The 26,036-nt window shown below is 62.2% G+C and carries 26 protein-coding genes; 9 read left to right on the top strand and 17 right to left on the bottom strand.

Annotated features, from left to right (window positions below):
* Positions 1-15 precede the first annotated feature (15 nt).
* The 6 genes from gatB to rpsU form a co-directional block, all read right to left on the bottom strand.
* Positions 16-1,518, bottom strand: a complete 1,503-nt coding sequence (gene gatB, locus ACXYL9_RS12245; RefSeq protein ID WP_459039902.1) for an Asp-tRNA(Asn)/Glu-tRNA(Gln) amidotransferase subunit GatB — start codon at positions 1,516-1,518, stop codon at positions 16-18.
* The gene (locus tag ACXYL9_RS12250) at positions 1,511-2,776 is read right to left on the bottom strand and encodes a lipopolysaccharide biosynthesis protein (RefSeq protein ID WP_459039770.1); all 1,266 of its coding nucleotides are present in this window, start codon (positions 2,774-2,776) and stop codon (positions 1,511-1,513) included. The genes gatB and ACXYL9_RS12250 overlap by 8 nt, the downstream gene beginning before the upstream one ends.
* Positions 2,777-2,849: 73 nt before the next feature.
* Entirely contained in the window at positions 2,850-4,334 is a 1,485-nt protein-coding gene (gene gatA / locus ACXYL9_RS12255; RefSeq protein ID WP_459039771.1) for an Asp-tRNA(Asn)/Glu-tRNA(Gln) amidotransferase subunit GatA, read from the bottom strand.
* Positions 4,334-4,636 carry an Asp-tRNA(Asn)/Glu-tRNA(Gln) amidotransferase subunit GatC gene (gatC, locus tag ACXYL9_RS12260; protein ID WP_459039772.1) on the bottom strand — a complete coding sequence of 101 codons (303 nt, stop codon included), beginning with the start codon at positions 4,634-4,636 and terminating at the stop codon, positions 4,334-4,336. The genes gatA and gatC overlap by 1 nt, the downstream gene beginning before the upstream one ends.
* 30 nt (positions 4,637-4,666) lie before the next feature.
* Entirely contained in the window at positions 4,667-5,284 is a 618-nt protein-coding gene (locus tag ACXYL9_RS12265; protein WP_459039773.1) for an FKBP-type peptidyl-prolyl cis-trans isomerase, read from the bottom strand.
* 127 nt (positions 5,285-5,411) lie between these two features.
* Positions 5,412-5,618, bottom strand: coding sequence for a 30S ribosomal protein S21 (gene rpsU / locus ACXYL9_RS12270; RefSeq protein ID WP_011413239.1), 207 nt, complete (start codon positions 5,616-5,618; stop codon positions 5,412-5,414).
* 232 nt (positions 5,619-5,850) lie between these two features.
* Between rpsU and crcB the strand changes: the two genes are divergently transcribed.
* The 5 genes from crcB to ACXYL9_RS12295 are packed head-to-tail and all read left to right on the top strand — an operon-like array spanning position 5,851 to position 9,031.
* Positions 5,851-6,261, top strand: a complete 411-nt coding sequence (gene crcB, locus ACXYL9_RS12275; RefSeq protein ID WP_459039774.1) for a fluoride efflux transporter CrcB — start codon at positions 5,851-5,853, stop codon at positions 6,259-6,261.
* A complete protein-coding gene (locus tag ACXYL9_RS12280; RefSeq protein WP_459039775.1) occupies positions 6,258-7,475 on the top strand; it encodes an RluA family pseudouridine synthase in 1,218 nt (405 codons plus the stop codon). The genes crcB and ACXYL9_RS12280 overlap by 4 nt, the downstream gene beginning before the upstream one ends.
* Positions 7,475-8,131 carry an HAD-IA family hydrolase gene (locus ACXYL9_RS12285; RefSeq protein WP_459039776.1) on the top strand — a complete coding sequence of 219 codons (657 nt, stop codon included), beginning with the start codon at positions 7,475-7,477 and terminating at the stop codon, positions 8,129-8,131. The genes ACXYL9_RS12280 and ACXYL9_RS12285 overlap by 1 nt, the downstream gene beginning before the upstream one ends.
* The gene (locus tag ACXYL9_RS12290; protein ID WP_459039777.1) at positions 8,124-8,339 is read left to right on the top strand and encodes a hypothetical protein; all 216 of its coding nucleotides are present in this window, start codon (positions 8,124-8,126) and stop codon (positions 8,337-8,339) included. The genes ACXYL9_RS12285 and ACXYL9_RS12290 overlap by 8 nt, the downstream gene beginning before the upstream one ends.
* Positions 8,336-9,031, top strand: coding sequence for an ATP12 family chaperone protein (locus ACXYL9_RS12295; RefSeq protein ID WP_459039778.1), 696 nt, complete (start codon positions 8,336-8,338; stop codon positions 9,029-9,031). The genes ACXYL9_RS12290 and ACXYL9_RS12295 overlap by 4 nt, the downstream gene beginning before the upstream one ends.
* 27 nt (positions 9,032-9,058) lie before the next feature.
* On the opposite strand, the gene ACXYL9_RS12300 is transcribed toward ACXYL9_RS12295, so the two are convergent.
* The 4 genes from ACXYL9_RS12300 to ACXYL9_RS12315 are packed head-to-tail and all read right to left on the bottom strand — an operon-like array spanning position 9,059 to position 12,587.
* Positions 9,059-9,664 (bottom strand): ABC-type transport auxiliary lipoprotein family protein, encoded by a 606-nt coding sequence (locus ACXYL9_RS12300; RefSeq protein WP_459039779.1) that lies wholly within the window; start codon positions 9,662-9,664, stop codon positions 9,059-9,061.
* Positions 9,661-10,608: an MlaD family protein gene (locus ACXYL9_RS12305; RefSeq protein WP_459039780.1), complete on the bottom strand. Its 948-nt coding sequence runs from the start codon at positions 10,606-10,608 to the stop codon at positions 9,661-9,663. The genes ACXYL9_RS12300 and ACXYL9_RS12305 overlap by 4 nt, the downstream gene beginning before the upstream one ends.
* Before the next feature lie 9 nt (positions 10,609-10,617).
* A complete protein-coding gene (locus ACXYL9_RS12310; protein ID WP_459039781.1) occupies positions 10,618-11,478 on the bottom strand; it encodes an ABC transporter ATP-binding protein in 861 nt (286 codons plus the stop codon).
* Positions 11,475-12,587: an MlaE family ABC transporter permease gene (locus tag ACXYL9_RS12315; protein WP_459039782.1), complete on the bottom strand. Its 1,113-nt coding sequence runs from the start codon at positions 12,585-12,587 to the stop codon at positions 11,475-11,477. The genes ACXYL9_RS12310 and ACXYL9_RS12315 overlap by 4 nt, the downstream gene beginning before the upstream one ends.
* A gap of 92 nt (positions 12,588-12,679) precedes the next feature.
* Between ACXYL9_RS12315 and ACXYL9_RS12320 the strand changes: the two genes are divergently transcribed.
* On the top strand, positions 12,680-15,406 hold the full coding sequence (locus ACXYL9_RS12320) for a valine--tRNA ligase (RefSeq protein WP_459039783.1): 2,727 nt from the start codon (positions 12,680-12,682) through the stop codon (positions 15,404-15,406).
* 1 nt (position 15,407) lies between these two features.
* Positions 15,408-16,142 (top strand): 7-carboxy-7-deazaguanine synthase QueE, encoded by a 735-nt coding sequence (locus ACXYL9_RS12325; RefSeq protein ID WP_459039784.1) that lies wholly within the window; start codon positions 15,408-15,410, stop codon positions 16,140-16,142.
* Positions 16,143-16,150: 8 nt separating this feature from the next.
* On the opposite strand, the gene ACXYL9_RS12330 is transcribed toward ACXYL9_RS12325, so the two are convergent.
* The 5 genes from ACXYL9_RS12330 to ACXYL9_RS12350 form a co-directional block, all read right to left on the bottom strand.
* On the bottom strand, positions 16,151-17,824 hold the full coding sequence (locus ACXYL9_RS12330; RefSeq protein WP_459039785.1) for an ATP-binding protein: 1,674 nt from the start codon (positions 17,822-17,824) through the stop codon (positions 16,151-16,153).
* An 84-nt stretch (positions 17,825-17,908) separates the two neighbouring features.
* Entirely contained in the window at positions 17,909-18,664 is a 756-nt protein-coding gene (locus ACXYL9_RS12335) for a TIGR02186 family protein (RefSeq protein WP_459039786.1), read from the bottom strand.
* Positions 18,661-19,575 carry a sulfite exporter TauE/SafE family protein gene (locus tag ACXYL9_RS12340; protein WP_459039787.1) on the bottom strand — a complete coding sequence of 305 codons (915 nt, stop codon included), beginning with the start codon at positions 19,573-19,575 and terminating at the stop codon, positions 18,661-18,663. The genes ACXYL9_RS12335 and ACXYL9_RS12340 overlap by 4 nt, the downstream gene beginning before the upstream one ends.
* A 52-nt stretch (positions 19,576-19,627) precedes the next feature.
* Complete coding sequence (locus tag ACXYL9_RS12345) at positions 19,628-20,728, bottom strand: hypothetical protein (RefSeq protein ID WP_459039788.1); 1,101 nt, start codon at positions 20,726-20,728, stop codon at positions 19,628-19,630.
* Entirely contained in the window at positions 20,728-22,143 is a 1,416-nt protein-coding gene (locus ACXYL9_RS12350; RefSeq protein ID WP_459039789.1) for a glycosyl transferase family protein, read from the bottom strand. The genes ACXYL9_RS12345 and ACXYL9_RS12350 overlap by 1 nt, the downstream gene beginning before the upstream one ends.
* Positions 22,144-22,233: 90 nt before the next feature.
* On the opposite strand from ACXYL9_RS12350, the gene nhaA reads away from it, so the two are divergent.
* Positions 22,234-23,451 (top strand): Na+/H+ antiporter NhaA, encoded by a 1,218-nt coding sequence (nhaA, locus tag ACXYL9_RS12355; protein WP_459039790.1) that lies wholly within the window; start codon positions 22,234-22,236, stop codon positions 23,449-23,451.
* Positions 23,452-23,478: 27 nt separating this feature from the next.
* Here the strand turns inward: nhaA and ACXYL9_RS12360 are convergent, their stop codons facing one another.
* A complete protein-coding gene (locus ACXYL9_RS12360) occupies positions 23,479-23,916 on the bottom strand; it encodes a VOC family protein (protein ID WP_459039791.1) in 438 nt (145 codons plus the stop codon).
* Positions 23,917-24,093: 177 nt separating this feature from the next.
* The gene (locus ACXYL9_RS12365; protein ID WP_459039792.1) at positions 24,094-24,963 is read right to left on the bottom strand and encodes a TorF family putative porin; all 870 of its coding nucleotides are present in this window, start codon (positions 24,961-24,963) and stop codon (positions 24,094-24,096) included.
* Positions 24,964-25,234: 271 nt separating this feature from the next.
* Here ACXYL9_RS12365 and ACXYL9_RS12370 point away from each other — a divergent pair, with 271 nt between their 5' ends.
* Entirely contained in the window at positions 25,235-26,032 is a 798-nt protein-coding gene (locus ACXYL9_RS12370) for a metallophosphoesterase family protein (protein ID WP_459039793.1), read from the top strand.
* The last annotated feature ends 4 nt before the right edge of the window (positions 26,033-26,036 follow it).

Raw genomic sequence — 26,036 nt, forward strand, 5'->3', positions numbered from 1 at the left:
TGGTAGGTTCTTCCGTTAGCCCAGTTTTTGCTTGAGCAACTGGTTGACCACTGCGGGGTTTGCCTTGCCCTGCATGGCCTTCATCGTCTGACCGACGAAGAAGCCGAACAACTTGTCCTTGCCGCCACGGTATTGCTCGACCTTGTCGGCATTGGCGGCGAGAATATCATCGATGGCCGCTTCGATCGCGCCGGTATCGCTGACTTGCTTCAGCCCCTCGGCCTCGGCGATTTCCGCGGGGTCGCGACCAGTCTTGAGGACAATCTCGAAAATCTCTTTTGCCTGGCCGCCGCTGATCTCGCCATCGGCCTGCATCTTGAGGATTTTCGCCTGCGCTTCAGCCGTCGCATGGGCCGGGTCGCCCTCGTCGCCAAGCGACTTCATCACCCCCGGCGCGACCGAGAGCGCCCAGTTGGCGACCTGGGTGGCGACCGTCTTGTCGTCCTTGCCGATGGCTGCCGCAGTCGCGCCCAGCAGCGTCTCGAACCGGGCGAAGGTTTCCACCTCGGCCGTCAGTTCGCGCGCGTTGTAGGGCGTCAGACCGAGCTCGTTTTCATACCGCTGGCGCTTGGCATCGGGCAGTTCGGGCAGGCTGGCGCGGCACTCCTCGAGAAATGCGTCTTCCAGTTCGAGCGGTAGAAGGTCCGGGTCGGGGAAGTAGCGGTAATCATGCGCGTCTTCCTTGCTGCGCATGGTCCGGGTGGTGCCGGTACCGGGATCGAACAGGCGTGTCTCCTGCTCGACCTTGCCACCGCTTTCGATCAGATCGACCTGGCGATTGGCCTCGAATTCGATCACCTGCATCACGAAGCGCACCGAGTTGACGTTCTTGGTTTCGGTCCGCGTCCCCAGCTCGTCGCCGACGCGGCGCACCGAAACATTGACGTCGGCCCGCATCGAACCTTCTTCCATGTTGCCGTCACAGCTTCCGACATAACGCAGGATCGAGCGCAGCTTGCGGACATAGGCCCCGGCTTCGGCCGGCGAGCTCATGTCGGGCCGGCTGACGATTTCCATCAGCGCCACGCCGCAGCGGTTGAGATCGACATAACTCATGGTCGGATGCTGATCGTGCATCAGCTTGCCGGCGTCCTGCTCGACGTGGATGCGCTCGATGCCGATCACCTTGTCTTCAGGAATCCCGGCTTTCTCGTCGGCTTCGATCAGCAACTGTCCCTCACCCACCAGCGGGTGGTAAAGCTGGCTGATCTGATAGCCTTGCGGAAGATCGGCGTAGAAGTAGTTCTTGCGATCGAACCGGCTCCATCTGTTGATCTCGGCCTCGATCGCCATCCCGGTGCGCACAGCCTGCCGGATGCATTCACGGTTGGGCACGGGCAGCATGCCAGGCATGGCGGCATCGACCAGGCTGACATTGCTGTTTGGCTCTGACCCGAAGGCTGTCGAGGCCCCGGAAAACAGCTTGGCATTGCTGGTGACCTGGGCGTGGACTTCGAGGCCGATCACGACCTCCCATTCACCGGTTGCGCCTTGGATGCGGTAGCTCACGTCAATAATCTCTCTTCTGCTCGTCCTGCCGAGGTAAAATACGCCGAGCGGCGATATAGGCCCCTCCTTCGCGGATCGCCACGCCCAAGGCAACCGAGATTGCCGCCCCCAGCATCCCGAAACGCGGGATCAGGAAAGCGATACACAAGGCCGACACGACCACGCTGGCGATGGTGAGGCGGCGGAACACATCCTCGCGGTGTGCCATGTTGAGCATCGTGCTCGCGGTGGCAGTGGCCATGTTGAACAACGCTGTGGCGGCGAGGATAATCAGGGGCCATCGTCCTGGCCGGAATTCGTCCCCGAGCAAGCCCAGCAGCGGCTCGGCAAAAACGATCAGCAGCACGCACACCGGCATGCCGAAAGCCAGAAGCAGGCGGCGATCGGCGCGATGACGATGCCAGGCCGCAGCGTATTCTCCCCGCGCCAGGAGCTGCGCATACCCCGGCCCGACCGATATCACATAGGCCAGGTAGACCAGGTTCAGCGGGAGCGCGATCTGGACGCAGACGCGAAAGATGCCCATCGAAGCAGCATCCATCCAGTAGCCGAGCACGGCGACTTCGGCCCATCCTGTGGCACTGATGAGGATCCCCGACAATCCAATGGAATAGGCATCGGGCGCACGAGAAACGAAACGTGCTCTTGCCTGGCCAGCCCAGCTCCCGATCAACCGCGCCAGCAGGATGCAGGCGACCAAGGTGGCGAAGATGATTGACGCCAGATAAGCGGTGCCGACAGGAGCAAAGCTCGTGATATCGTCGAAAAACACGAACCCGAGCAGCGCGAAGACGAGCGCAACGCGCTGCAAGGCGAGGGTCGCCTGCGACATGCGCAACGAGAGCGCACCCCGCAATGCGGCGCTGGCAAACCTCAACAGTGTGAAGACCAGCACGGTTGCGGGCAGGTACCAGAGGGGCAGAGCCGGAAAGCCGAACTGTCCGAAGTGATCCGACACCAGCAGCAGGATTGCGCCAACCATCACCATGCCGCCCGCGATCCACTGACCGTAGTGACGCAGCGCTGCGTAGGCGCTATTCGGCTGATCGACCGCCAATTCCGCGGAAATCGCCCGCGCCACCATCTGGTCGGAGCCGAACAAAGCGAGGGTCGAGGCGAACAGAACCGTGTGGCTCACAACCGCGTAGTGGCCGGCCATGGTGGCGCCGAAACCGCGTGCCAGGATCAGGATGGTGAGGACGGAAAAGCCGGCCCCGACAAGCTGGATAGCGGCCGCCTGCCGTTCTGGTCGAGCAACTGCGCCCATCACGTGTCGAACGAGATTTATGCTCGCCATGCGCCAGCGCCAGCTGCGTCGAGAGGCATGGCCGCGCGGTCGGTCAGGCCCACCATTGTTCCGGCTGGGCATCGAACCCGTTGCGCTGCTCGATCGCAAGTCCGGCATCGAGCACACCCTGCTCGTCGAACGGCTTGCCGATCAGTTGCAGGCCAAGCGGCAATCCGTCGGAATTGAGCCCGCCGGGCACGCTCATCGCTGGCAGCCCTGCCAGCGATGCCGGCACTGCAAACACATCATTGAGATACATCGCCAGCGGATCGGCCTGCATTTCGCCCAGTGCGAACGCGGAGTTCGGGGTGGTTGGCGCCAGGATCAGGTCACACTGGCTCCACGCCTGTTCGAAATCGCGCGCGACCAGCGTGCGGATTTTCTGTGCCTGGTTGTAATAGGCGTCGTAGAAGCCTGCGCTCAGCACATAGGTGCCAATCAGGATGCGGCGTTTGACCTCGTCACCAAAGCCGGCTGCACGGGTGGCTGCATACATGTCCTGCAGACCCGAGCCATCGGGAAGATCGCGCAGGCCATAGCGCACGCCATCATAGCGGGCGAGGTTGGAGGAGGCTTCTGCGGGAGCGATGATGTAGTAGGCGGGCAGCGCATACTTGGTGTGCGGCAAGCTGATATCGACGATCTTCGCCCCGGCGTCGCGCAGCCATTCCTTGCCGCGCTCCCAGCTGTCGAGGATATCCTGCGGGGTGCCGTCCATGCGGTACTCGCGCGGAATGCCGATGGTCTTGCCCGACAGGTCGCCATTGAGATGCGCCTCCCATGCGGGAACCTCCATGTCGAGGCTGGTAGCATCCTTGGGATCGAACCCGGCCATCGCTTCGAGCATGATGGCGCAATCCTTGACGCTGCGCGCCATCGGACCGGCCTGGTCGAGGCTGCTGGCAAAGGCAACGACGCCCCAGCGGCTACAACGGCCATAGGTGGGCTTGATTCCGGTGATGCCGGTGATCGCCGCAGGCTGGCGGATCGAGCCGCCGGTATCGGTGCCGGTCGCCGCCGGACATAGCCGTGCCGCAACCGCAGCCGAACTGCCGCCCGACGATCCGCCCGGTGTCAGCGCGGCATTGCTGCCATCCTTGCGCCACGGGCTTTTAACCGGTCCGAAATGGCTCGTCTCGTTCGACGAGCCCATGGCGAACTGGTCCATGTTGAGCTTACCCAGCATCCCTGCGCCGGCCGCCCACAGATTGGCGCTGACGGTGGATTCATAGGGCGGCACGAATCCTTCGAGGATGTGGCTGGCGGCCGTGGTCTGCACGCCCTTGGTGGCGAACAAATCCTTCATGCCGATTGGCACACCGGCCATCTTGCCCAGCGTCTCGCCCTTGGCCCGCGCGGCATCGACCGCATCGGCAGCTTCGAGCGCCCTGTCGGGCGTGGTGACAATGAATGCGCCGAGCTGCGCTGCCGCAGCGACCTGCGCGTTGAAGCTTTCCGCCACTTCGCGGGCCGTAAAATCGCCCGCGGCGACACCGTCGCGAATGTCCGCGACTCCCATTTGCGTAAATTCGGTCATTATTCGATCACCTTGGGCACGCCGAAAAAGCCGTGTTCGGCGGCAGGCGCATTGGCCAACACATCCTCGCGCCGGTCGCCGGCAGTCTTGGCATCGGCATTCACCACGTCGTCGCGCAGGCGCAGGGTGTTGGGAATGACCGCGGTCATCGGTTCGACTTCGCTGGTGTCGACCTCGCCCAATTGCTCGACCCAATCGAGGATCTGCGAAAGTTCGGGTGCCATGCGTTCGAGTTCTGCGTCATCCATCCGGATGCGCGCGAGCGACGCGATCTTGGCAACGGTTTGCTTGTCGACGGACATAAGCGTCTGCGCCTCTCGAGCTTGCTGTTGTCAGTTTTGCGGAACGGGAACGGGAACTGGCGCCGCTTGCGGACCTTGCCCCGGCGTACTGCCATCGCCTTCAGCGCCCTGCTGTGCGGCCATCGCCTGCTCGAGCGCCTGAACCCGCATCATGGCATCGTCGAGCGAGAGGAAATCGACCAGCTCGATCTCGAAAATGATGTCGCTGCCGGCGGGGATCGGGGAGCCAGCGGGTGGCGTATCGCCATAGGCCAGCTTGGCCGGAATACGGACGCGATACTTACCGCCCTTTTCCATCTGCTTAAGCGCCTGGTACATGCCGGTCACGACGCCAGATCCCTCGGCACTACTGTCCTTCACTTCGAGCGGGACGCCATCAGGCAGGAACCCGGGAGGGAACGGCGATTCCTCGGCCCGCTGGAATTCCTCACCATCGGGCAGCGAGCCGATATATTTCACAAAAGCGATGTCACCGTCATTGGGCGATCCGCCGGTGCCTTCGACGAGAGTCTCGAATTCGAGGCCCTTCGGTACGGCAGCCCAGGCGACGCCAGCTCCGATCAATACCGCGACGATCACGCCGAGCCACAGCTTGGCGAGCGATCCCTTGGCAATCGGCTGGAGGGGTACGCGTGTAACTTCGGTCATGGCGGGTCCTGCAATGAATGCGCGCTGCTGAAATGCGAAGGGCGCGGAAGAACTAACTCCCGCGCCCTTTGGCTTATGCCTGCCGCCACTTCAAGCGGGGCGAGGCAAAGAATCGACGCTGTCGGCCTTACTTGATGCCGTCGCGTTCCATCCGCTTGCGCTCCATCTTGCGGGCGCGGCGAACAGCAGCAGCCTTTTCACGGGCACGCTTCTCGCTCGGCTTTTCATAGTGGCGACGCAGCTTCATTTCGCGATACACACCTTCGCGCTGCAGCTTTTTCTTGAGCGCGCGGAGAGCCTGATCGACATTGTTATCGCGAACCATGATCTGCATAAAGAACGTCACCTCACGTAATGGGGAGAGCCCGCAAAATTGCGCGGGATTCACCGCAAATTTCAAATTAGAAAGGGCCGAATCCGCACGCGCGGTCGGCCACACACCCCCTCTACATACGCAAATCCGCCGGTCAAGGCAAGGCCAAGGTAACCCGCGCGAACTGTCACAGTGTGGCCAACACGCAACTTGCCGCTTGGCGAGCAGGGGCACTAGCGGCTAAGGGGCGCGCGTGAGCACCATGCCCCCCCTCTATGCCAGTCTTAACGTTGCCCTTGGCGGAGCGATTGGTGCCGTGCTGCGCTATCAGGTCGGTCGCTGGATGACCGGCTGGCTGGGCGCGCCGGCGATGCAGATCTTTCCATGGGCAACGCTGGCCGTCAACGCCGCCGGCAGCCTGTTGATGGGCCTGCTGGCTGGTTGGCTGTTCAAGATGGCGCCGGGCACCACCGACCAGTGGCGGCTGCTGATCGGCACCGGCATTCTCGGCGGGTTTACCACTTTCAGTGCCTTCAGCCTTGAAGTCTGGGTGATGATTGAACGCGGCCAGCTGGGCTTTGCCGCACTCTATGTTGTCTTGTCGGTCTCGCTGGCGATCAGTGCGCTGGTTTTCGGCCTCACCTTCATGCGGCTGGTCGGATGAGCGAGCGCGGCAATCCCGATACGGTCCGTCAGTTCACCGTTGGTGAAGACGACGAGGGCATCCGCCTCGACCGCTGGTTCAAGCGAAATTTGCCGCAGATCGGCTTTGGCACGATCTCGCGCTGGGCCCGCACCGGGCAATTGCGCGTCGACGGCAAGCGCGCTCGCCCTGACGCGCGCCTGGAGCCAGGCCAGGTCCTGCGCATCCCGCCCGGCGGCGAAGATGCTGCCCGCGCCCCGCGCGAGGCCCGCTCCTTGTCGCCCGAACAGATCGAAGAAGCGCAGGCCATGGTCATCATGGAGACCAAGAGCGCGATCGTGCTCAACAAGCCTCCCGGCCTCGCCACGCAAGGTGGCACCAAGACCACCAAGCATGTCGACGGGCTGCTCGATGCCTTTATCGACGGCGAAAATCCCGACACCCCGCGCCCGCGCCTTGTTCATCGGCTCGACAAGGATACCAGCGGTGTGCTGCTGATCGCCCGCACGCCCGGCAGCGCCGCCGCCTATTCGAAACGCTTTGCCGGACGTTCGGCCAAGAAGGTTTACTGGGCGCTGCTGGTCGGCGTGCCTGACGTGCATGAAGGCGAGATCGACGCTCCGCTGGCCAAGCAGCCCGGCACCGGCGGCGAGAAGATGCATGTCGACAAGGAAGCAGGCCAGCCGGCCAAGACCCGCTACCGCGTGGTTGAACGCGCCGGCAACCGGGCCTGCTGGGTCGAACTCGAGCCGATGACGGGGCGCACCCACCAGTTGCGCGTGCACATGGCCGCGATGGGGCATCCGATCGTCGGCGACGGCAAATACGGCGGTCAGGATGCCTTCCTGACCGGCAGCGTCAGCCGCAAGATGCACCTGCATGCCCGCCGGTTGATCATTGCCCAGCCCGGTGGCGGCAAGCTCGATGTTACCGCCGAATTACCCGAACACTTCGCCGCCTCGATGGAGCAGCTTGGCTTCGACATGTCGCTCAGCGATGCCAAACCGCTGCGCGAGGATATCAACGAGCGCACCCCGGCGGCAAAGAAGCAGGCGGCACGCCGTCATGCCAAGGAATATCGCAAGTCCCGCCGCGGCGAGCGCAAGACGCGCGGCGGCGAACCGCAGCGCAAGCTGGGCAAGAAGTCGGGCGGCGCCTCGGTCAAACCCGGCCAGAAAAAGGGCAAGGGCAAGCCTGCCGGCAAGGCACCGGGCAAACCCAAGGGCAGGAGCTGATGGCCGAAAGGCTGGCGGTGTTCGACTGTGACGGAACTCTGGTCGATGGCCAGGCCCCCGTATGCAACGCGATGGAGGCGGCCTTCGCTTCGGTCGACCTGGAAGCGCCTGACCGCCAGTCCATCCGCCACATCGTCGGCCTCAGCCTGCCGGCGGCGATCCGTCATCTCGCCCCTGCTGCCAGTGACAGCCAGGTCGCCCATGCCGTCGACGCATACAAGCAAAGCTTCATCGAGGCGCGCGAGCGCGGCGAGGTGCACGAACCGCTGTTCGACGGCATCCTGCCCCTGCTCGATCGGCTGTCCGGTAACGGCTGGTCGCTGGCGGTCGCTACGGGCAAGTCCAATCGCGGCCTCAACCATGTTCTCGGCAACCATGGCCTGCTCGACCGCTTCGTCAGCCTGCAGGGCGCCGACCATCACCCTTCCAAGCCCGATCCGGCGATGCTGCACCTCGCGATGGAAGAGGCCCTCGCCGAGCCGGCAACCACAGTGATGATCGGCGACACCACTTACGATATCGAAATGGGCCTTGCCGCCGGCACCCGCGCAATCGGCGTGGCCTGGGGGTATCACGCGCCCGCCAATTTGCTCGCTATCGGAGCCGAGGCAGTGGCCGAGACGCCGACGCATCTGGGAGACTTGCTCGATGGATGATCGCGACGCCCTCGCCCGCCAGCGATTCTTCATGCTCCAGGCATTGCGGCTGGGCGGCGCGGTCATGGCCATGATCGGGGCGGTCATCATCTCGGGCCGGTTCGTCGACATGCCTGTGCTCGGCTATGTCCTGCTGGTTCTCGGCGCGGTCGAATTCTTCGTGCTGCCGAACATGGTGGCTCGCAAATGGCGCTCGCCCGACAAATGAAACGGTTCTGGAAGGCGGTATCGGTCGAGCCGGTGGATGGCGGTTGGCAGGTCATGCTGGATGGCCGCGGCGTTAGGACGCAAGGTCGGCGCGCGCAGATCGTTTCGCAACGGGCGCTGGCCGAACTGCTGGCGTCGGAATGGGAATGCCAGGGCGAGAAGATCGACCCGGCGACATTCCCCCATCGCGACATGGCCGATTACGCTATCGACATGATCGCCACCGGCGAGGAAGACATCGTCGCCAAACTGCTCGTGTTCCTCGAAACCGACACGCTTTGCTATCGCGCCGATCCCGATGAGCCGCTCTACAAGCGACAGTGGGAAATCTGGGAGCCGATCGTCGCCCGGTTCGAAGCGCGCGAGAACCTGTCGATCGAGCGGGCCAGTGGCATCGTCCACCGTGCACAGCCCGAATCGACCCTGGCCACCATGCGGACCCGTGTCGCTGCGCTCGAGCCGATGGCGCAGGCCGCGTTGTTCGCGCTTACCTCGCTCTCGGCGTCGCTTATCATCGGGCTCGAAGCGCTGGTGAGCGAAAGCGCGGATGACACGTTGTGGGATGCCGCCAACTTGGAGGAGGATTGGCAGGTAGAGCTCTGGGGCGAGGATACCGAGGCTGCTGCGCGCCGTGCAAAGCGGCATGCGGAATTCAGACGCGCCCTCGTCTTTGCCAAGGCTGCGCGCGGCTGATCCTGTTACGAAATTGCGGGCTCGCGCCTATTGCGCGATCCACTCCGCCACCTGCCCAGCCACATCGTTGGCGGCACGGTTGAGGGCATCGCCGACCGGGCCTGCTTCGGCTGCGATACCGGGGATCGTGCTGCGGAAACGACGGCTGACTATCCGGTTGCCTTCGGCATCGCGCATAGCGTCGAACACCACCACGACCGAGCTGCTGCGCGCATCGTAGCCGAATTCGACCAGGCTGCCGCGCAACTGGTCCTCGGTCGCGATGGTGGCATCGAAACCGTCGATCACCACCCGCCCTGTGCGTGCGCGCACGGTTTCCGACAACAGTCTGCGGAACAGCCTGGTCGGCTTTTCAACCCACACTGCGTCCTTGAGATAAGCGATATTGGAATCGTCGATCTGCACCGGCACCCGGGTAATCGCCAACCGCTGCGGAGCGCTTGGCTCAAGCACGGTCAGTGCGGTCCGCTCGGTACCGATGGTGGCATTGCCCTCTGCAGGAGCGGCCGTAGCGGTCAGCGTCAACAGCGTCGGCGGCGGTTCATTGCCGAGGCTGACGCAGCCCGCGAGCATCGCCAGCGCGGCGACTGGCAGAAAGGTCTTCAACAGGCGCGGGGCCAGGGCATGGGTCATTCTTTGTACTCCGGCACCTTGGGCGAGCCGACCAGTCCGGCCGCCCCTTCATTCTCCAGCCGTTCGGTCACGGCGCGCAAGGCGCGGCTGGTTTCGCGCAAATCCTGCAGTGTGGCATTGGCTGCCGGCAAGGTCTGCTGATTGATCTGACGGGCAGCGGGTTGGGCCTCGTCGAGCGTGGCCGACAGCGAATTCAGCGCCGTGCCTGCCGATGCGAGCGTCTTGCGCAACTCGGTCGCCAGTGCCTCGCCCTCTTGGTTGATAACCTTGTCAGTGGAGCGGGTGACCTGCTCGAACGCTTCGAGAGCCTGCCCCGCTTCGCGCAGGGTCAATTGCAACTCGCCCATCGCGCCTTCGATCATCGGCGTAGCGCGGGCCAGGTCCTGCGACATCGCATTTGTATTGCGCAGGATGCCTGCGAGCGAGGCCTGGTTGTCGTCCGAAAGCACCTCGGTCAGCCGTTCAGTCAATGTTGCCAGCCGCTCAAGCAGCAGCGGCGCGTTCGCGAGGATTTCGCCGAAGCCGCCGGCCTTGGGCGGGATTACCGGAACGCCTTCGACGCAGGTCGTGGTCTCGCAGGTGATTGGTGGCCGGCCCTTGCGCGCACCGTCGAGCAGGATGGTCGAGACGCCGGTGAAGGAGCTTTGCACGGTAGCCGTCGTCCCTACCAGAACCGGCACGTCCTCAGCCACGCGGATGCGCACGCGGACGAATTCAGGATCGGTCTTCCACAGGACAATGTTGTTGACCTGGCCCACTGGAACGCCGGCGAAGGAGACCTGGCTTCCCTTGGCCAGTCCTTCGACCGACTGCTTGAAGAAGATGTCGTATTCCTTCTGCGATCCCTCGCCGAAACGGGCCAGCCAGATGATGAAGACCGCAAGGGCCGCCAGCAGCGCCAGCGTCACCGCGCCGACCCAGAGATGATTTGCCCGTGTTTCCATGCGCTTCCTCTATGCGCCCGCAGGCGCGTTCTTGTCCATGCTCTTGGCACGCTTCTGGCTGTCCTGCGCGGCGCGCCCGCGCGTCCCATTGAAATATTCCTGGATCCAGGGATGATCGGTTTCGAGGAGCTCGGGAATCGTGCCGACGGCGATGACCTGCTTGTCGGCCAGCACCGCCACGCGGTCGCAGATTTCATAAAGCGTATCGAGGTCGTGGGTGATCAGGAATACCGTCAGCCCCAGCGTCGCTTTCAATTCGCGTGTCAACCGGTCGAAGGCAGCGGCGCCGATCGGATCAAGTCCCGCCGTCGGCTCGTCGAGGAACAGCAATTCCGGATCCAGCGCGAGCGCACGGGCGAGGCCGGCACGCTTCTTCATCCCGCCGGAAAGTTCACTGGGATACTTGTTGACCGCTTCTTCGGGCAGCCCGCTCATCATCACCTTGAAGCGAGCGATTTCATTCATCACCTCGGGCTCGATATCGGGGAAGAACTGTTTAAGCGGGACCTGCACGTTTTCGCCCACCGTCAGGGTGGAGAACAGCGCGCCGCCCTGGAAGAGGACACCCCAGCGGCTACGCACTCCCAGGAATTCGTCGGGTTCAGCATCGGTCATCGATTTGCCGAACACGTGGATGTCTCCCTCGGCGGGAATTTGCAGGCCAATGATGGACCGCATCAGAACCGACTTACCCGTGCCCGAGCCGCCGACGACGCCGATGATTTCACCGCGATTGACTGTCAGGTCGAGTCCTTCGTGAACGGCGAAATCGCCGAACCTGTTGGTGAGGCCTTCGACCACGATCGGGTGTTCGCCGCGATAGCGCTTGTAGGAGGCAGCTGCTTCCTCGGGGGTCAGTTCTTCGCTCATCCCCAGCCCAGTTCGGTGAAGAAAACTGCGAAGAAGGCATCGAGGACGATTACCGTGAAGATGCCGGTGACCACCGCCATTGTCGTGCGCAGGCCGACCTCCTCGGAATTCCCTTTCACCTGCATCCCGTGATAGCAGCCGGCAATCGCGACAATCAGGCCGAAGACCGGTGCCTTGATCAGTCCGACCCACAGATCGTGCACCGGGACAACATCCTGTATACGCTCGAGAAAATTGGTGAATGGAATGCCCAGCATCAGGTCACCAACGACGGCGCCGCCGATGATGCCAACGACCGAGCTGTAGAAGCCGAGCAGCACCATCATGAAGGTGCAAGCCAGCACGCGCGGGATCACCAGCGCCTCTATCGGCGAGATGCCGATGGTGCGCATGGCGTCGATTTCCTCGGTCAGTTTCATGGTGCCGAGCTGCGCAGCAAACGCGCTGCCCGAACGGCCAGCGACCATGATCGCGGTCATCAGCACGCCCAGTTCGCGCAAGGTGATACGCCCGACCAGGTTGACCGTCAGTGTCTCGGCCCCGAACTGCGCCAGCTGGACCGCGCCCTGCTGGGCAATGACGATGCCGATAAGAAAGCTCATCAGGCCAACGATCGGCAAGGCCGACACACCGACCAGTTCCATCTGGTGCACCAGCGCTTTGACGCGAAAACGCGACGGGTGACGAATGATAGAGCCAAGGCCGAGCAGTATCTGACCAAGAAAGCCGATCACGCCCAAGGTCCCGCCCCAGAAGGTGGCGACGAGTTCGCCGACACGTTTGGGCACGCGTTCGAACAACGGGGCACGCGGGGCCGCTACCTGCACTTCGGTTTCGGTATTCTCGATCGCTTTGAGCAGGCGCAGGGCGCGATCGCTGGCCCCCGTTATCTCGGCATCCTTGGAAGACGCTGCATCGCAGGCGATATAAGCGCCGACGGTATCGATCTCGTCCACTTCGCTCAGATCGACGAAGCTATATTCGGTCTCGATGGCGCGCAAATCCTGGTCGATCGGGCCAATTGTCGAGACGAGATAGGGGCCGGCGAGCCGCAGCACCATGCTACCATCGTCCTGCTGATGCAGAGAAAAGCTGGCCCGTTGAGACATTGTCCGTTTCTATGCGGATAAACCTGCCGATTGCCAAGCGCGCAAATCACCATGTTGCACCGCAGCGCGCCCACTGGCATTGGCGGGTCAGGATGACAGACCAGCTAGCAACGACTTTCGACCCCGCCGCGATCGAGGCGCGATGGTACCAGCATTGGGAGGCCAACGGCCTGTTCCGGCCCGAGCGGCCCGATGCCGAGCCTTTCACCATCGTCAATCCGCCGCCCAATGTGACCGGCAGCCTGCATATCGGCCATGCGCTCGATAACACCTTGCAGGACATCGTCATCCGCTATGAACGCCTGCGCGGCAAAGACGCTTTGTGGGTGGTTGGCACCGACCACGCGGGCATCGCTACGCAGATGGTGGTCGAGCGCCAGCTCGAAGGACGGCAGGACAAGCGCACCAATTATTCGCGCGAGGATTTCGTCGACAAGGTCTGGCAGTGGAAAGAGGAATCGGGCGGCACGATCACCACGCAATTGCGCCGCCTCGGCTGCTCGATGGACTGGTCACGCGAACAGTTCACCATGGACGAGCACTTCACCAAGGCCGTGCTCAAGGTCTTCGTCGATCTCTATAATGACGGGCTGATCTACCGCGACAAGCGGCTGGTGAACTGGGATCCCAAGCTCAAGACCGCGATTTCCGATCTCGAGGTCGAGCAGCAGACGATCGCGGGCCATTTCTGGCACTTCAGATACCCGCTCGAAGACGGCGTAACGCTGGACGACGGGAGCGACCATATCGTGGTGGCCACAACCCGCCCGGAAACCATGCTGGCCGACATGGCGGTTGCGGTCCATCCCGATGACGAGCGATACAAAAGCGTGATCGGCAAGCACGTCGTGTTGCCGATCACCGGCCGGCGCGTGCCAATCGTGGCCGACGAGCACGCCGATCCGGAACTGGGGAGCGGCGCGGTCAAGATCACCCCGGGCCACGATTTCAACGATTTCGAGGTCGGAAAGCGTGCCGGAATCGTGCCTGCCGACATGCTGAACATGTTCGATGTCGAGGCCAATGTCTGCCAGGTCAGCGACGGGCTGATCCCCGACGAGTTTCTCGGGCTTCACCGCTTCCGGCGTGACGGCACGGACGGCGCGCGTGAACTGGTGGTGCAGCGGCTCAAGGAACAGGGTTTCCTGATCCCGCATATCGCCAAGACCAAGAAGGGCGAAGAGGTCGAGAACGACGCCGAGCCGCGCCAGATCGCGACCCCATTTGGCGACCGCGGCGGCGTGGTGATCGAGCCGTGGCTGACCGACCAGTGGTACGTCAACGCCGAGGAACTGGCGAAGAAGCCGATCGCGGCGGTCAAGTCAGGCGAGATCGAGATCGTCCCCAAGACCTGGGAAAAGACCTTCTTCAACTGGATGGAAAACATCCAGCCGTGGTGCGTCAGCCGCCAGCTGTGGTGGGGCCACCGTATCCCGGCGTGGTACGACGACCAAGGTCGCGTATTCGTCGCCGAAACCGAGGCCGACGCCCAGGCCAAGGCCGGTGACGGCGTCGCCCTCACGCGCGATGATGACGTCCTCGACACTTGGTTCTCATCCGCGCTGTGGCCGTTTGCCACGCTCGGCTGGCCCGACGACACGGCGCTGCTCGAAAAGCATTATCCCAATAACCTTCTGGTGAGCGGGTTCGACATCCTGTTCTTCTGGGACGCGCGGATGATGATGGCCGGCTATTATAACACCGGCCAGGCGCCGTGGCCGAAGCTCTATCTTCACGGCCTTGTTCGCGCCGCCGATGGCGCGAAAATGTCCAAGTCCAAGGGCAATGTCGTCGATCCGCTCGGTCTGATCGACCAGTACGGCGCCGATGCGCTGCGGTTCTTCATGGCGGCGATGGAGAGCCAGGGCCGCGATATCAAGATGGATGAACGCCGGGTCGAGGGATATCGCAATTTCGCCACCAAGCTGTGGAATGCCACCCGGTTCTGCCAGTCCAACGGCATTGGCGCGAGCGACACCATCGCCGCGCCAGAGGCGAAGCTGGCGGTCAACCAGTGGATTATCGGCGAAGTCCAGCAGACGGTCGAGACGCTCGATGCGGCGATGGCCGATCTGCGTTTCGATGCTGCGGCCAATACCATCTACCACTTCGTGTGGGACCGGTTTTGCGACTGGTACCTGGAACTGATCAAGCCGGTGTTCGGCGGCGAGGACAGCGCTGCCGCGCAGGAAACCCGCGCGGTTGCCGGGTGGACGCTCGACCAGATCCTGGTCATGCTCCACCCCTTCATGCCCTTCATCACCGAGGAACTGTGGCATGCGCAGGGCTCGCGTCCCTACGAGCTGATCTGCGCCGAATGGCCGCGCCCGCGTGCCAAGGTGGCGAAAGACGCCACTGACGCGATCGACTGGGTCATCGAGCTGACCACCGCCACCCGCAGCGCTCGTAATGAGCTGGGAATCGCACCGGGCGAAAAGCTGGCCGCGTTCTGCCCCAACCCTTCCGACCTTGCGATCCGCACGATCGAGCGCAGTGCGGCGGCGATTGAGCGGCTTGCACGGCTGACGCCTGTCACTCTGGGAGATGCGCCGGCGGGCGCGGCCATGCAGGTTAGTGCCGGCGATGACGTGTTCATCGTCCCGCTTGAAGGCGTTATCGATATCGGCGCGGAAAAATCCCGTCTCGAAAAGGCGCTCGCGGCGAGTGAGAAGGAAGTGAAAACGCTCGAAGGCAGGCTCGGCAATGCCAATTTCGTCGAGCGCGCCAAGCCAGAAGCTGTCGAGAAAGCCAAGGCCGATCATGCCCATCACAGCGCTGAGGTCGAGCGTCTGAGGTCGGCGCTGGCGCGGCTGGGCTGAAATGCCACTGGTCCTCGCCACTGATGATACTGGGGGACCGGAGATTTTCGCCTCGGTCCAGGGTGAAGGGCCAAGCGCCGGGATGCCGGTCGCCTTCCTGCGCCTGAGCCGCTGCAACCTCGCCTGCGTCTGGTGTGACACCGCCTATACATGGCATTTCGAAGGCGACAATCGACCGCATCGGTCTGACGAAACCTATGACCGCAAGGCCAACCAGGTGACGCTGGAGGTGGCCGACGTAGCCGAGCGGATCACCGCGCTGGGGCAGAAACGGCTGGTCATCACTGGCGGCGAACCGCTGATGCAGGCAGGGCCGCTCGCCGACCTGCTTGAAGCATTGCCCGATATGCGGATTGAGATCGAGACCAACGGCACAACCAGGGCGCCGCCCCGGCTCGATATCCGTATCGATCAATTCAATGTCAGCCCCAAGCTGGCCCATTCGGGCAATTCTGCCGAGCTGGCACTGATCCCTGAGCGGCTCGATTTCTACGCGCTCGATGCCCGCGCCTGCTTTAAATTCGTGATCGCCGAGCAGGGCGATGTCGTCCAGGTTCTCGAACTGCAACGCCGACATGCGATCCCGCCCCAGCGCATCTTCCTGATGCCCGAAGGGACAGACAGCGTATCCTTGCGCGCCCGAATGGAATGGCTCGTGCCGCTATGCCTCGAGCACGGCTATCGCCTGAGCGACCGGCTCCACATTCACCTGTTTGGGGATACCCGCGGAACCTAGCGCAAAGCTTAGCCTTGAGCACGCCAGCGCTGGACGACGCGATGGACCGATTCCTCTTCGCCGCCGCTCTGGTTCCACAGCTCGACGAAACTCGGATCTTCCGATGCCGGACGCTTCGCTTCCTCGAGATTGTCGAAGCTAACACGGATCGGGATAGCCACGCCCTCGCCGCAGACGATACATTCGCGGTTGCGTAGGGCAGGTATCGAATCGAGAAAGCCGCGCGCGCCCTCGGGCATGGCGGCCTTGACGAATGCCTGGTCGCGTTCGTTGTTGAGGCGCATCGAGATGATCGTGCCGCATTGCGACAGCACGCCCTCGGCAAGGTCGGACGGGCGCTGTGTGATAAGGCCCAGCGAGATGCCGTATTTACGGCCTTCCTTGGCGATGCGGCTGAGGATGTCTCCGACCGACGAGCCATCGGCATTGGCCTCGCTCGGCACGTAGCGGTGAGCCTCCTCGCAGACCAGTAGGATCGGCCGGGTCCGCTCTTCGCGGGCCCAGATGGCATAGTCGAACACCAGCCGGCTTAACACCGCGACCACCGTGCTAGTGATGTCGGACGGAACTCCGGAGACGTCGATTATGGCGATCGGCTTGCCATCCGATGGCATGCGGAAGATCTTGGAGATGAAGTCGGCCATGGTATCGCCGACCAGCATGCCCGAGAACATGAACTGGTAGCGCGGGTCGCCTTTGAGCTCCTCCAGCTTGTTCTTGATGCGCATATAGGGCGCAGATGTATTGGACTTGTCGAGTTTGCCCATCTCGTCGGCGACGGCACCCGTCAGGTCGGACAACAGGTAGGGTATCGGCGAATCAACGGTGATCTTGCCGAGTTGCTCGGCCAGCCGGTTCTTGCCTCGCGCCTTCAACAGGCACTTGGCGAGGATATCCTCTTCTACCTGCCGGTCATTGCCCGAACTGTTCAGCAGGACCTCGCAATGTTCCTGGAAGTTCATCAGCCAGTAGGGCATCTGCAGATTGGACACGTCGAGGATCATGCCGGTGTTCTTGAACGCCGCGGAATACTCGCCATGCGGGTCGATCATCAGGATGTGGCCCGCAGGTGCGGCTTCGCAGATCCGGTGCAGGATCAAGGCGGCACTGGTCGATTTACCGGTACCGGTCGAACCGAGCAGCGCGAAATGCTTGCCCAGCATGGCATCCACATACAGCCCGGCGCGGATATCCTTGGTCGGATAGACTGTGCCGATCTGGATGTTGGAACGGCCGTCGCTGGCATAGACCATCTTGAGGTCGGCGGTGCTGGCCGGATAGACATAAGCGCCCGGCACCGGATAGCGGGTGACGCCGCGCTTGAAGCTGTGGATGCGGCCGGTCAGTTTTTCTTCCTGCCCCTCGCCGAGGAAGTCGATATTGGCGATGACCCCACCGTTCTGGCGGCGGTCCTGGCGCTGGTTGCGCACGCTGGCGAGCAGCCAGTTGTTGCCCACGCGAATCTTGATCTGGCTACCGACCTGGCCTGCGAGCCCGATCGACGGGTCCTCGTCGGCCATACATTCGTTGAGTCGCTGTAGGTCGAGCGCGATCTGCGAACCCGAACCGGCAATTTCGAGGACTACGCCAATCGGCTGAGCGCAGTTGTCTGGCGACGCTTTTTCCGCTGCCTTGCCCTCCGATCCCGTGGCGTTGAATTCCTGCTTGCCCATGTCAGTCATGCGTATGAACCTTCTATCGCGTGCAATTGCGCGAGCAGAATGGCCGGACAGGGTTAAAATCGCGTCAACTGTGGATTAAGCCATTCAAATCAGTGCAAAAAGACGACCCGCCAGCCACCCCATGCCAACTGAAAGGAAAATGGCAACCAGGCCGTAGAGCCACCCCCAGTAAAGCGCGGCGGTTTCCACAAACCGCTCGAAACCGACTTTCTCCACCTCGACCTCGGCGATGGCGGAGGCGACAACGCGTCCGCGACTGAGCGCGAAGGTCTCTGCGGTGTAGGTCCCGGCCTGGACACTGGAAGGCAGGTTGAGACGTGCCTGGTAGAGCACTCCTTCGCGCAGTTCGACGCCCGAGAAATTCTCTTCGTAAAGACCTTGCCGCAGCTTCAAATCGACCAAGCCGTCACGAAACCGGGCGACCTCGTCAGGATCGCTCGTTCCGCTCGGTGAAAGCTGGATGAAGCCAGTTCCGAATTCGAAGATCGCGGCCGTCCGATCGTCAACGATCTGGCCGATTGGTCGGTTTGATGCGACGGCGAAATAGGACGGTGCGGAACGGAAATCCATCGCATCGGCATTCATCCATATGCCACCGATCTGGTCCTTTTCGCGCAGGCGGATCGCTTGCGTCGGCCCTTTGAGGACAACAACGATATCGTACTCTTCGCCAACACCTTGGCCCCGCGGCGGGAGCACGGCGCCAAACAATAGCAGTTCGGTGCCGGTAAAGCCTTGGCGCAGTTCGACCTTGTGCTGCGAAACTTCGGGCACCAGTACCGGATCGCGTTGGCCCGAAAGGGCAAACAGAGCCAGAAGGACGAGCAATACGCGCCTCATAGCGCAGTTGCCGAATAGATCTCGTCTGGCTGAACGCCGAGGCCGAACAGCATCCTCAACGCGACAAGGATGACGACCACGGCAAGGACCAGCCGCAAGATATCGGGCCGCGCTTTCAGTGCAATCTTGGTGCCGAACTGCGCACCCATTACCGAACCGACCAGCAACAACGCGGCGAGGATCAAATCAACTGCCTTGGTGGTGAGCGCATGGGTCATGGTGGTCGCCATGGTCACGAACAGGATGTTGAACAGCGAAGTCCCGACCACCACCCGTCCGCTCATGCCAAGCAGGTAAAGCATGGCGGGGACCAGCATAAAACCGCCGCCAACGCCCATCAGCATGGTCAGGATACCGACGAAAAAGCCGAGGATCAGTGGTGCCAGCGGCGAAATATAGAGGCCGGAACCATAAAAACGCCAGCGATAGGGCAGTGCCGCGACCAGCGGGTGGTGCCGGCGCCGCGCCGCCGGGGGCGTGGCGCCGCCGCGCCGCGACAGGATCGTCTCCAGCGATTCTCGCAGCATCAGCGATCCGATGGTCCCGAGCATGAGGACGTAGAGGACGTTAATGACGACATCGATCTGGCCCAGCGCCTGGAACAGGCGAAAAAGCAAGGCGCCGACCAGCGCCCCCAGTATGCCGCCGGCGACGAGCACCCAGCCCATTCGGTAATCGACCCCGCCCTGGCGCTGGTGCGCGAGCACTCCCGATACGCTGGCGCCGGTCACCTGCGAGGCAGCCGACGCGGCGGCCACGGTGGGTGGAATGCCATAGAAGATCAGCAGCGGAGTGGTCAGGAATCCCCCGCCCACGCCGAACAGTCCGGACAATATTCCCGTCAGCGCGCCGAGCGCGATGATCACCAATCCGTCAACGGATAAGTTGGCTATGGGAAGATAGACGTCCATGGGCGCGTTCAGCCGTAGCCGAGGCGCGAGCGGGTTGGAAGCGGTGGCGCGACTAGAATCCGCTGCTGAGAGTCAGCGCGAAGCCCGAACTGGGTTCGGCGTTGCCTGCCGTGCGCAGGCGATAGTCGGCACTCAGTCGAACGGGCATCTTGCCAAGGTCGAAATGAAGGCTGGCAGTGGGGCCGAGATCAAAGCGGGCAGCTCCTTCTTGCGCCCCGCCCCATGCCCCGGCTCCAACCCGCAACTTGGCTCCGCTAAAATCCCCCAGCCTTCGCTCGACGCGCAACTGCCCGTCGGCAAATGGGGTAGGAAAATCACCGCCCACATATCCGGCTTGGACATATGCTTCGAGGTTTACTTTTTCGGAGATCGAGAGTGGTGGTAGCTCGGTCACAAGTGTCACTGCAGGTCGCAAGTGCCAGTTCCCTTGCCGATGGGTTGCCCGCAGTTCGGTCAATGCGACAACAGGCACGGACGAGATCGGCCGGGTCCCGCCACCAAGTGCCCAGTCAGTCTCTCCACCGGTATCAAGCGCCTTGGAAGCGCGGGCGAACAGGAAAGTCGAGCGCGACTGTCCGACGAAATATCGCGCCACAAGGCCCGCCTGGCTCGCGCCATAGCTGGCGGGACGGTCGGCACTCGCAGGCACCAGGCTTCCCCCGCCTTCACGCCAGAATAGCCACCCGTCGACGCCCCAGCGCGGTGCCGCAGTTTGCGCAACGGAATCCCGCAAAACGCTTTCCTTGGCCCTGCCGACTGCGGGTTCGGGATCGGTGGTTGGGGGCCCGGCACGAAGTAGCTGGCTAGTCCCCTCGGAAATCTTCTGTACTACGGCAGCGCGCTGTGCGGGACGTGGATATCGCACGGCTCCCTCACTTCGCAAAGCATTCCCAAGCGCGTTCAAACTATCGACCCACAACACGTCTGGCGACGCTGTCCCTTGCGACGGCAACTCTTGTGATTGCCCGGCCATTTCGACCGGATAAGAAAGCGAGGCTGCCTCCGCCGCGGGTCGAGACATCACAGTCTGCGCGGCTTGGACGCTCTCTTCCTGGAATGGAGAGGTCCAATTGAGAGCGCGCAGCAGGGCCCATCCGCCGATGACCAGTATCAGAGCCACTAGTGGTTGGCCCTTGCGGCCGGTCGGTGCCATCAGGCGAATGTCTCCGTGGTCCGCAACTTTACCGGATGATGGACATGGTCTGTCTTCTCCCAGGTGACCTCACGGTCCGAGAATGAGCGCAGATAGGCTGTGAATGCCCGGCGTCCGGCCATGATGGCGATGATATTGGCTATCGGGATCCTCAAAACAGCGCGCAGGCCTTCGCCCGCACCGTATTCGCGCGCCGTGAAAGCGAAACGAAACACGGCGCGCCAGACTACGTTGGCCAGGTTGAATGCGAGTAGTGACCACAGCAGCGGGGTCAGTTCGATCCTTGGAACCATGCCCAGCGCGCTGGCAATCGCGGATATCCCGGCAATGACAACAAGTAGGTAGGCAAGCGCGAGGATGAAAGCGGCGAACGGCCCCCGGCGATCGCGCATCCACATCCAGCTCTCGACCGGCGATGCGCTCCAGCCCAGACGGTCCCAGCCCTGGAAAGCTATGCCGTGCAGCCAGCGGGTTTTCTGCTTCACCGCTGAGACGAGCGTGTCGGGGAAACAGGCCCTGGTAGCGACCAATGCGCCATCGGGCCTGCGTACCCGCACAAACCGCATCTGCCCCCCGTTGCGCGCCACCGCCATGCCGAGTTGGTAATCTTCGGTCAGGCTGGATGCTTCGAATGGGACCCCCTCGCGGCGAGTCCTTGCAAGATGGGCCAATTGTCCGCGCGCAACCGCGCAGCCTACGCCGGCCGATGGTAGCCCGGCCCCAAGTGCGCCGCGGACCACCATGCCCTTGCCATGCGCCTCGGCGAACTCCTCGCAATAATGGCTGGCGATCCAGCGCGAATGCAGCGGTGCGCTGGGCAGAACCGGAAGCTGGGCAAAATCCGCCGTATCGATTGCCCGGTCGAGCAGGTCGAGCGCGTAGGGATCGACCATGTCCTCGGCGTCGTGCAGCACGACCATGCGGAAAGGCTCACCGGAGCGTTTTTCGTCTTCCTCGATCGCCCGGTACAGGCGGTTGAGACAATCGGCTTTTGTGGTCGGGCCAGGTATATCGTGCACCACAATTCGTAGCCGGGAATCGTCCAGATCCTCGTCCAAGATGGCCGCGATGGTCGCACCGTCGTTGCAATAACAACCAACATACAGTGTTAGATTGGCGTGCGGCCAGACACCCAACATGTGCCGAACGGTCGTCGGTAGAACCGCAGCTTCCTGCCATGCGGGGATGACGATCGCTGCCCGCCCCTTGAGCGGATGAACGCCTGGGTCGGGCGCCGCTTCATCGTCCGGCAATCGCGGCGTCGCGGCACGGCCGCTGAACCGCAGCCAGAGCCACAGGCCATCGACTGCCAGTTCATCGACCGCGCCAAGGCAGAAGAACAGACCGGCAAACAGCAAGAGTTCGTATTGGACGAGCAGCAGCCATTCGCTCGCAGAAAAACCTGCGAACTCCACAATTCCCCCTGACTCTGTCCTCGAATGCAGGCTAGCTGCTCCAATCCACCCTTGCAACGCGGGAAATAACCATCAAAAGGGCCACCAACCATGGTCCAGAACAAACGTAATCCGCTCGTCCGCGCAATTGCCCCCGTGCGCGCCCTATTCGTCAGCGATGCCTCGGCGGGTGTCCTGCTCATATTGGTGGCGGCCGCTGCCATGGTGGTCGCTAACTCCACCCTGGCGGGTGCTTATGAGGAACTGTTTTACGGCGAGCTTTCGTGGACACCGATCCCTAAGCTCGACGATCTGCACCTCTGGATAAACGACGGCCTCATGGCGGTGTTCTTCTTCGTCGTCGGGCTGGAAGTTAAGCGCGAGGTGATCGCTGGACAATTGTCCAGTCCCGAACAGCGCCGTTTGCCAGTTCTTGCGGCGATTGCAGGGATGGCAGTGCCGGCGGGGATCTATGTGCTGGTGGTCGGTCCGGACAGCGCCCTGGTGCGTGGCTGGGCCATCCCGGCGGCGACCGACATTGCCTTTGCAATGGGCGTGCTGGGCCTGCTCGGCAGCCGCGTGCCAGCCTCGCTGCGACTATTCCTGCTGACCGTGGCAATTGTCGACGATATCGGTGCCGTTTTGGTCATTGCCGCCTTCTATACGGCTAATCTCAAATTGATGTGGCTGGGCATTGCGGGCGTCATTTTCGCTGTCATGGTGTTGATGAATCGTTTCGGCGTCGATCGGATCTGGCCCTACTTAATCGTTGCTCTGGCGCTTTGGGGCGCGGTTCTTTTTTCCGGCATTCACGCCACCATCGCGGGGGTCCTCGCCGCCCTGACTATTCCCATGAAAAGGCAGGACGGTCACTCGCTGCTCGAAAAGCTGGAGCATGGGCTGGCCCCTTGGAGCGCTTACCTGGTCGTGCCGATCTTCGGCTTTGCCAACGCCGGCGTGAACCTCAGCGGGATGGGCACGGAAGAAGTCCTCGCTCCGCTGCCGTTGGCGATCGCCGCTGGTCTTGTCGTCGGCAAGCAGCTCGGCATTTTCGGTATCATCGTGACCGCGGTGAAGCTGGGTATCGCCAAGGCGCCGGAAGATGCCAACTGGATGGAGATCTGGGGCGTATCCATTCTCACCGGCATAGGCTTCACCATGTCGCTGTTCATCAGCGGACTGGCCTTTACCGATACCCGATTGCTGATCGACGAGGCCAAGATCGGCATCCTCGGTGGCTCGCTGATTTCAGCGGTGCTGGGCTATGCGGTGCTGCGAATGACCACCACTCACCCGGAGGATCCGTCGCTGACGCCGCCGACCCCGTAGGGCGGCGGTCGCCAGTCCGGCGGTCCGCTACCAGCTGCCTGTGTTTTCCATGCTGGCCCAGGGTTCGCGCGGAGGCAGATTGCCTTCCTGCAGCAATTCCACCGAAATCCCGTCGGGCGAGCGGACAAAGGCCATGTGCCCGTCGCGCGGTGGCCGATTGATCGTGACTCCGGCATCCATCAGTCGCTGACAGGTCTCGTAGATATCGTCGACGCGGTAGGCGAGGTGACCAAAATTTCGTCCGCCATCATACTGTTCGGGCGCGCTGCCGTCTTCCGGCGGCCAGTTATAGGTCAGTTCGACCTCGGCCACCCCCTCCTGCCCTGGTGCGGCCAGGAAGATCAGGGTGAAGCGACCGTTCTCATTGTCGAACCGGCGCACTTCCTCCAACCCGATCAGCTTGAAAAAGGCGATGGTAGCGTCCGGGTCGCTCACGCGGATCATGGTGTGGAGGTATTTGGGCATTCCATAGGTCCTTTGATTCGCATCGGGGGTTGTGTGTCACCACCCGCCCGCATTTACATATAGGGTGGGCAATGCCTTGTCCGACTGCAAGCATCCAATGAACAACTGGTGGAAATGCAAAAGCCCGCGCCGAAACATCGGTGCGGGCCTTCACAATTGGTCATCGCCTAAGCGCAATTACATCGAGTAGGTGATCGAAGCGAAAAAGCCGGCGTCAGTGAAATCCTCGATCGACGGACCTTGGGTGTCGACATAGTTGAGGCCGAGGCTGAGGTTTCCGGTGATCGCATACGATGCGCCGATCCCCCAATCGAATGAGTCGCCGTCGAGCGCAGTCGCAAATACGCCATCGGTGTAGCCCAGATGCGCGGTCAGTGTGATCGGCGTTTGCGGGATCCCGAGTTCGAAGTCGGTATATAGGTAAAGGTTATCACCTCCGCCGAGCGAATCCTGCTCCCAGGCATAGGCCACGCCGACGGTTGCACCAACAGGACCAAGCGTGGTGCCGATCGAAGCGTAGGGTTCGAAATAATCGGTGTCGACACCGGGCGCATCGCCGGTCGGGTAGATGTAATACAACAGGCCCACGTCGAGCGTGACACCATCGCTGACGTCGCCGCTCCAGCCGGCGTAGATGTCGAGCTCAAGCTCGCCGAAGTCGCTTCCGCCCGAAATCGAGGAAGCCCATGTGCCGGCATACAGGCCGCTCGAATGGCCGAGATCAATCCCACCCTGTAATGCGATGTCGCCATCCGATAACGATACGCCGCGAAAGCGATAGTCGCTAACCACAGCGACATTGCCTGAAAGCTCGAGGCCGCTTTCGCCGCCCACATCGCTGGTGCCACCGGCCGTGGGAATGAAGCTTTCGCGCCTGATGTCTACCAGCACCGGAATCGGTACGGCTTCTTCATCGATTGAGGGTTGGGATGCCGGGATGCCCGGCGTGTTGGGTTCGGCAGCGGTTTCTGCTGCCAGTGTCGGGCTAGCGACGAGCACCGTTCCGACGAGGAGAGTCGCGGCAAGACCGCGAAAGGACGTAAGCATGACAAGTTTCCTTGGCGTTAGGGTTTGCTTCGTCCCACCTGCGCATCGACCGGCTGGCGTTTTAGGCATCCAATCTCGTGTCGATGTGATATAAAGATGCACGTTCTTGCTGCGCTGCACAAGAAAATTGTCAAAGTGTCGGAAACCTCCTTTTCGGCGTTGCCAAATGGCACCAGTGCGCGGAGCCAATCCGTAGTGTTGCGCGTTGCGATGCTGCCCAGGAGTGCCTATGTCGCGCTCCGCAGGACCCAACTAGGCATCGCTGCAGATCATGATCAGTGCACTCAAGAAACTTGTCCGGGCCAAGCCCACTATTTCCGGCCCCTCGGTCCCCGAGGGCACGCGCTATTATGCCATCGGCGACATTCACGGCTGCAACACTCATTTCGAGGCCTTGATCGAAGCCATCGAGGAGGACGCGGAGTCCGCGTCGGAGCTTGAAACACGTATCGTGTTGCTCGGCGACCTTGTCGATCGCGGCCCTGATAGCGCCAAGGTCATCGCCAATGCCCGCGAGTGGCAGAAGCGGCACAATGTGCAGATCCTTGCCGGAAACCACGAGGAGATGTTTCTCCAGTCCTTTCAGGACACAAAGGTCCTGCGCCATTTCATTCGGCACGGCGGTCGCGAAACGATCCTCAGCTACGGCGTGCCGCAGAAGAAATACAACAAGGCCTCGCTCGACGAGTTGCAGGCATTGATCCACGAATATGTGCCCGAGAATGATCGGGAATTCATTGCCGGTTTTTCGGAAATGATCGTCGCCGGGGATTACGTTTTCGTCCATGCCGGGATCAAGCCAGGGGTGGAACTGGAAAAACAGGCGCGTGAAGACCTCTTGTGGATCCGCGAAAGGTTTCTCGATTACGACGAAGCCCACCCGCAGTTCGTGGTCCACGGCCACACGATAGTGGAGAAGATTGATCGCCGGACCAATCGCATCGGCATCGACACCGGCGCGTTCCGTTACGGCAAGTTAACGGCACTTGTGCTTGAGGGATCGTCGCGTCGCGTCATCCAGGCGTTAGGCGACGGTGAGACAATCGAAATCAGGAAGAAGGACCTCTAGCAGT

Source organism: Qipengyuania sp. CAU 1752, assembly GCF_054482615.1.

What these genes read in the sequence shown, in the direction of transcription:
- ACXYL9_RS12335 (WP_459039786.1), bottom strand. Translation starts at nt 18,664, where the DNA reads ATGAGGCGCGTATTGCTCGTCCTTCTGGCTCTGTTTGCCCTTTCGGGC.
- rpsU (WP_011413239.1), bottom strand. Translation starts at nt 5,618, where the DNA reads ATGCAGATCATGGTTCGCGATAACAATGTCGATCAGGCTCTCCGCGCG.
- ACXYL9_RS12370 (WP_459039793.1), top strand. Translation starts at nt 25,235, where the DNA reads ATGATCAGTGCACTCAAGAAACTTGTCCGGGCCAAGCCCACTATTTCC.
- ACXYL9_RS12320 (WP_459039783.1), top strand. Translation starts at nt 12,680, where the DNA reads ATGACAGACCAGCTAGCAACGACTTTCGACCCCGCCGCGATCGAGGCG.
- ACXYL9_RS12290 (WP_459039777.1), top strand. Translation starts at nt 8,124, where the DNA reads ATGGATGATCGCGACGCCCTCGCCCGCCAGCGATTCTTCATGCTCCAG.
- ACXYL9_RS12330 (WP_459039785.1), bottom strand. Translation starts at nt 17,824, where the DNA reads ATGACTGACATGGGCAAGCAGGAATTCAACGCCACGGGATCGGAGGGC.
- ACXYL9_RS12365 (WP_459039792.1), bottom strand. Translation starts at nt 24,963, where the DNA reads ATGCTTACGTCCTTTCGCGGTCTTGCCGCGACTCTCCTCGTCGGAACG.
- ACXYL9_RS12360 (WP_459039791.1), bottom strand. Translation starts at nt 23,916, where the DNA reads ATGCCCAAATACCTCCACACCATGATCCGCGTGAGCGACCCGGACGCT.
- ACXYL9_RS12325 (WP_459039784.1), top strand. Translation starts at nt 15,408, where the DNA reads ATGCCACTGGTCCTCGCCACTGATGATACTGGGGGACCGGAGATTTTC.
- ACXYL9_RS12345 (WP_459039788.1), bottom strand. Translation starts at nt 20,728, where the DNA reads ATGGCACCGACCGGCCGCAAGGGCCAACCACTAGTGGCTCTGATACTG.
- ACXYL9_RS12295 (WP_459039778.1), top strand. Translation starts at nt 8,336, where the DNA reads ATGAAACGGTTCTGGAAGGCGGTATCGGTCGAGCCGGTGGATGGCGGT.
- ACXYL9_RS12285 (WP_459039776.1), top strand. Translation starts at nt 7,475, where the DNA reads ATGGCCGAAAGGCTGGCGGTGTTCGACTGTGACGGAACTCTGGTCGAT.
- ACXYL9_RS12340 (WP_459039787.1), bottom strand. Translation starts at nt 19,575, where the DNA reads ATGGACGTCTATCTTCCCATAGCCAACTTATCCGTTGACGGATTGGTG.
- nhaA (WP_459039790.1), top strand. Translation starts at nt 22,234, where the DNA reads ATGGTCCAGAACAAACGTAATCCGCTCGTCCGCGCAATTGCCCCCGTG.
- ACXYL9_RS12280 (WP_459039775.1), top strand. Translation starts at nt 6,258, where the DNA reads ATGAGCGAGCGCGGCAATCCCGATACGGTCCGTCAGTTCACCGTTGGT.
- ACXYL9_RS12305 (WP_459039780.1), bottom strand. Translation starts at nt 10,608, where the DNA reads ATGGAAACACGGGCAAATCATCTCTGGGTCGGCGCGGTGACGCTGGCG.
- gatA (WP_459039771.1), bottom strand. Translation starts at nt 4,334, where the DNA reads ATGACCGAATTTACGCAAATGGGAGTCGCGGACATTCGCGACGGTGTC.
- ACXYL9_RS12300 (WP_459039779.1), bottom strand. Translation starts at nt 9,664, where the DNA reads ATGACCCATGCCCTGGCCCCGCGCCTGTTGAAGACCTTTCTGCCAGTC.
- ACXYL9_RS12310 (WP_459039781.1), bottom strand. Translation starts at nt 11,478, where the DNA reads ATGAGCGAAGAACTGACCCCCGAGGAAGCAGCTGCCTCCTACAAGCGC.
- ACXYL9_RS12315 (WP_459039782.1), bottom strand. Translation starts at nt 12,587, where the DNA reads ATGTCTCAACGGGCCAGCTTTTCTCTGCATCAGCAGGACGATGGTAGC.
- gatC (WP_459039772.1), bottom strand. Translation starts at nt 4,636, where the DNA reads ATGTCCGTCGACAAGCAAACCGTTGCCAAGATCGCGTCGCTCGCGCGC.
- ACXYL9_RS12250 (WP_459039770.1), bottom strand. Translation starts at nt 2,776, where the DNA reads ATGGGCGCAGTTGCTCGACCAGAACGGCAGGCGGCCGCTATCCAGCTT.
- ACXYL9_RS12265 (WP_459039773.1), bottom strand. Translation starts at nt 5,284, where the DNA reads ATGACCGAAGTTACACGCGTACCCCTCCAGCCGATTGCCAAGGGATCG.